The 5,179-nt window shown below is 48.9% G+C and carries 2 protein-coding genes; one reads left to right on the top strand and one right to left on the bottom strand.

Translation table 11 applies throughout. The annotated features are described in order from the left end of the window. Nucleotides 1-3,617 precede the first annotated feature (3,617 nt). Nucleotides 3,618-4,253, top strand: a complete 636-nt coding sequence (locus tag ACN0YH_RS27995; RefSeq protein WP_417382908.1) for a hypothetical protein — start codon at nt 3,618-3,620, stop codon at nt 4,251-4,253. Between the two features lie 151 nt (nt 4,254-4,404). Here the strand turns inward: ACN0YH_RS27995 and ACN0YH_RS28000 are convergent. Continuing rightward, nucleotides 4,405-5,179 (bottom strand): hypothetical protein (locus ACN0YH_RS28000; protein WP_417382909.1); only part of this gene is annotated, 775 nt, incomplete at its 5' end.

The raw sequence follows: 5,179 nt of genomic DNA on the forward strand, positions 1-5,179 counted from the left end.
AGTGTATGGGGTCGGTAGGGGGGTATCTGCCTTTGACTACACGGATGCTGATTCAGCAGCTCCTGCTGATCATCTTCTGTAGGAAGGCATCAAATCCAGTATTGTACGGGTTTTACGGTGAAAGAACCATCAAGTAATATCCGCAAGCATAGCTGCTCCCAATGATCAAATGAACATAACGAGCAGTCATTTCGCAGGTTCAGGAACGGTATAGATGTGATCAGATTGTCTCTCTCCTTTCTCGACGGATTGAATTGGTGAGGTGTTTATGGAGGATTAGGTAGTCTCCCATCAATGATCATGTCGACTCACCTTCCTATCGACATCCATATTCAGCAGGATCAGCCTAGTCATCAGATATATGACCAAGTAGAAAGACAAATCGATATACTGCGATCCATTCTCAATTTCTTCACATATCTGCTGATGGAGCTGATTCTACAGATGGATATTGACACATAGGTACTCCCGTATACCACCTATCCTCATACAGCTATACAGAAGTTCCTAATCAGCAGAATCAGCAGAATCAGCAGGGGGATCACCAAGTTGAAAACCAATATCGGTCAATCTGCGACCACTTTACCGAACTCTCATATAGCTCTGCTGATTCTGGTGATTTGCTGATTAGAGATTCCAGGTATGAGGATGGTGATGGAGGCAGGATCAAGGGTCACATAAGTGATACTCCTAATCAGCTAATCAGCAGAATCAGCAGGGGTGGATGCGAATGGAATATTCACTGCCCCGGGGTATTTTCGTTCCTCACCAAGTGGGAACACCTTCACTCCCCATCGGAGGACACGAGCATTCAGCGAGGTGTTCCCATTCGCATGGCAAGGAGTATAACCATTTTTTCCATCTTCCCATACCCGTGCTGATTGTGCTGATTTGCTGATTAGGATGTATCAGTAATGTGATCCCCGACGCTGCCTCCATCCCCACCCTCATACCGGAAATCCTAATCAGCAAATCAGCACAATCAGCAGAGCAATACGCGAGTTGAACCCCAAAACGTCAAGTCCGACCACGTTTCTACGCTTGATCATACTCCTGCTGATTCTGCTGATCTGCTGATCAGGATTATCGCATGGGTGATCTCTCACCCGCCACGTCACCACTGTCATACCGGGAGTCCAATCAGCAAATCAGCAAATCAGCAAATCAGCAGTCGTATCTGTGAGTTCTGGACGGGCAAAGGGCGACCACTATTTTTTTCCATCTCCCCAATACTCCTGCTGATACTGCTGATCTGCTGATTAGGGGTATCACATATGTGACCCTCGACCCTGCTCCTATTCCCACCCTCATACCTGGAATCCTAATCAGCAAATCAGCAGGATCTGCAGAGAAAGATGAGAGTTGAATACCACCCGTCAAGTCCGACCATTTTTCTTCACTCAGTCATACCGTTGCTGATTCTGCTGATTAGCTGATTAGGAAGTGCGGCCTTTGTGATCCACGACCAGCCACGTCACCACCTCTATACCGGGAATCCTAATCAGCAAATCAGCAAAATCAGCAGTCGTATCAGTGAGTTCTGGACGGCCAAAGGGCGTCCACTATTTTTTTCCATCTCCCCATTCCCTTGCTGATTCTGCTGATTAGCTGATTGGGATATGATCCAAAGGTGAACTCGCACATCGCCTACCTATCCACATCTATAACGGGAATCCAAATCAGCAAATCAGCAGAATCAGCAATGTTATGGCAGAGTTTGGCAAGACCATGTGCGTCCACTTTTTTTTCCACTTGACCATACCGCTGCTGATTCTGCTGATTTGCTGATTTGGGTGAATCCGTGTCTACATCGATAGCGAAACACACATGACAATGTCACGCTTATCTCCTTCTACCATTCCACCCTGATCAAAGTGTGTAACGAGAATTTTTTTGATCTGCCATCAACATAGTTCACACCCAATACTGGTACCCCCACACAGATCATACCATGCAGAGCAAGTGGAGTGACGTCCATCCGAAACGACTCCTTAGAGATGTGCAAACAGGCAGCATTGAGAAATCCAGCTTTGAACGGACTGGTTCGACATCAATCACCATGGAAGACCTGTGGATGAGATACGCCGGTCGATGCACATCCCTACAACAGCATTATCTCCATGTGATACACGTCTTTTACAACCCCACGACTGAAATGAGAAGAACGGATCCACATCCATCCCTCAAAGAAGCACGTACAGCAATGCTCCAAACGATGGACGAGCTACGGCAGGCCCATGAAGACCAAGCCAAGTACCTGGAGCGGATGGTCAAGCACATTGCATGTGATCTGAAGGACACAGAGGTGGATGTCAAACAGTTTGTCCAGGTAACGCGTCAGCACATCATCCATCTGAGGAACATTCGCAGTGATTGCCACTACGAAGATAGGGCGTATGCGTCGAACAAGGAATAGGCGGTGTCGAGAAGAGTGAGAATGAGGATGGAATCAAGAAAACAGATATTCTTTGGATGTATTGTCACACGTCATTGAGAGTGCCCCATCTCTGTGTGAGATCACCAGAGAATAGATGGAGCATGGTTCGGTCGGGAGACCAGGGCGGACGCATGTCATATTTCTCTTGACTTGGACACCATCCAGGACGTGTAGTGAAAAACAAATTGATTGGAGGGTGTCCGGTCATACACCATTGAGCTGTGTCAACGTCCTCCTCTTTGTCACATCTCAATCTGCTTGCATTAGATCTGTGGGCAACGAGTTGGTAGGAAAGGTCGGACGCATGTCATATTTCTCTCGACATGCTGCCCTGTCAGCTACCTCACGGTAGACATCGTCACAAGACATGTAGTGATATTAAAATTGATAGGCGGGTGTGAGCAGTCAGTCCATATCGCATCGTGTTAATGGCATCGGAATCACATCATCTCAATCTGCACGAGACAACACGTGTAAGCTTCAAGTCGGACATCAGACGAGATACCAGCTTGTTGGTGGACAAGCTCGGACGCATGTCATATTTCTCTCGACACAATGCCTGGACAGGTACCTCAACGCTGACACTGCAACAAGACGTGTAGTGGAATAAAATTTGATAGGCGGGTGTCCGTGGCGATCTCACAGAAGCATGTCATTGCCTGCCAACGGAGTACATGATGGTCAAGTAGGATCTCACGTCAAGCCTGGTAGTGGAGAAAAAATAGACGTCTCGATGCAACGTGACACGTGACAAGATGCATGTTGACAAGTTGACAAGCGGTGTAGCGTGATTATATTTAATCCGAGTTGAGTACCATTGCATACAAGGTAGTGGTTTGAGGGGTACATGAGTGATCACGCGTACTCCCCAATTGACAAGTTTACATGTCCTCACATCTCGTAAGCCCTGTAGTGGAGATATTCATGTTTCTCGATCATGCACTTTTTGTCGGTGAGATATACGATGCAACTGGACGACACGTGTGATACCACCACACAAATGAAGCACCCGGTCAAACATCATCCGCAAGGCTTGTATGGGAAAAGTATTTGTTCTACTCCACATACAGTTCACACCAGTACAATGGTACAGACAGACAACACCACCCACGACCAAACCATGCCATCGAAAGCCAAACGCAAGGCAGGACAACCAATGTCAATCAGCCAGGACGATGAAATGACATCCGAGTCCACATCGTTTACGAGTGACACAGATTCCGAGAGCGACCTCGATTCATCCATGCTTGACAGCAGCATCGATATGGGACATCCTCAGCCGGAAACACCGACAGAAACGCTGGACTCGGATGAGGTCGATGAAGAGTTTGATCGAGCTGTACCAGATGAGATCAAGGATGAGTCTCACGTCAGGGAGGAAGAGGAAGAGGATCACAATGAAACGCTACCCCTACCCAGAGACGTGTCAGCGCCAGAGCCATCCCTGGAAAGTGCCCTGCAGGATACTCGTGCAGAAACGATATCAGACTGTGAAGCCCTCTTGCACATGGCGGAAGAGTATCTCGCTCATATCATTGCGCTCCTCAGAGACGACGACGGCGCTGAGCTTTGGACGATCGAAAGCTACGAGACGGCACGGACATTTCGCAACCGATTCGTCCGGCGCTTTTACAAGCTAACCTACAACATGCTTCAGTACCGCCTGACTGCTGACCAGGAAAAGGGACGCCAGTCGCCATCGGACCTCCTTCCACGGCTCTACCAGTTTCTGCCAAAGGCGGAGATAACACGCCTGACCGGCTGCCCCGCGATCCCGAGGACCAAGAGAGGGAAGAAGAGGCAGCGCCAGGCGTAGAGAATGATATAAAACCTCCGAAATTGCGACTTACATGTTTCCAAGAGAGCCAGACGTTGCACGAAAGCGAGCAGACCGGTGAAAAAATTATAACTCGACTTATAAAAAATGAGTGGAAAAAAAACACAGCTCGGCAAAGAAAACGCACGAGTCAGCTCTCGATCTCGCCATTTCCAATGCCTTTCAACCAGGTCGACAACGAATAGAGCGTTCCGACCGTGTTCAGCCGTATATCATCACTTTCCAATGCTGCATAGTAAAACTCTGGGTTTGCGTCCATCTCCCGATAGATCTGGAAGTACTTCCAAGCTTGCAACTGAGACAGTTGAATCATCCTTGCGGCCTCCTTGAAAACCGAACCAGACTGGGTGGTCTTCCCGACGTGCTTCTCCTGAGGATCCGTCTCGTGCAGCATCTCACAGATTTCGTGGATGTATCGGCCCACTCCGACAATTCGAATAAGCGCAAGATGTCCGCTATGGTAGATATAGGACTTGGCATCCGCAACGAGCTTATCCTGTCCCGCATCTCGAGCTGATTTCACCTCCTGCTGGAATGAAGCCCCAAGGGTATCACCCACAAGAAAGTTCTCCCCTCGCCGCTGCTCGCTTTCTCGGTACTTTTCAGCTTCACCCTGCAGCTTTTTAAAGATGGAGACATGAAGAGGAGACGGATTAGACCTTCCGCGCTTAGAGGTGGGGGCGCTTTGACCGTACGATAACCCGCGCTTGTTACTCAGCCGAGGACTCGACCTCGGCCCTGTTCCACCTGTAGTTGCGGAAGCATCTCTCCGATCGGGACGGGGGGTTCGCGGGGCTTCCTCTTCATCACCACTGTCACGGGAATCGGTATCGCTGCTCTCCATCTGCTCTTTCTCGCCCCTGCCGTTTTCTCCTTCTCCTTCTTCTTCCTCTCCTTCTTCTTCC

Origin of the sequence: Gimesia sp. (assembly GCF_048262075.1) — a bacterium.
Lineage (GTDB): Bacteria > Planctomycetota > Planctomycetia > Planctomycetales > Planctomycetaceae > Gimesia.

Bases quoted from the DNA above. Each gene is read 5' to 3' on its own strand.
- ACN0YH_RS27995 (WP_417382908.1), top strand. From the start codon at position 3,618: ATGACATCCGAGTCCACATCGTTTACGAGTGACACAGATTCCGAGAGC.